General features: G+C 53.0%; 1 protein-coding gene. It reads left to right on the top strand.

Annotation, left to right across the window (positions count from 1 at the left end; genetic code table 11):
* The coding region (locus ASC50_RS05335; RefSeq protein WP_193391216.1) for a beta-L-arabinofuranosidase domain-containing protein at positions 1-396 on the top strand (396 nt) is incomplete at both ends.

Genomic DNA, 396 nt, shown 5'->3' on the forward strand with positions numbered 1-396 from the left:
TTCTATTTCCGCTTGCCAAGAAGGCGCTTGTCCGCATGACCGACTGGTTTGGCGAAAACGTGCTGAACAAATTGGGTGAAGCCGGCGTGCAAAAGATGCTGATATGCGAACATGGCTCGCTGAGCGAATCGTTTATGGACGTTTATGAACTGACGGGCGAGAGCAAGTATCGTGACTGGGCTGTGCGGTTGAATGACTACCGGATGCTTATCCCCGCTTCGGAAGGGAAAGATATTCTGGCCGGTTGGCACGCCAATTGCCAGATACAGAAGTTCACCGGCTTTGAGTATGTCTATCGTTTCACCGGCGACAAACGATACACCGATGCTGCCCAATTCTTCTGGGAAAGAGTGGTGGCAGACCATACCTGGGCAATGGGTGGCAACAGCACCGGCG

It is taken from the genome of Candidatus Symbiothrix dinenymphae (assembly GCF_001431085.1).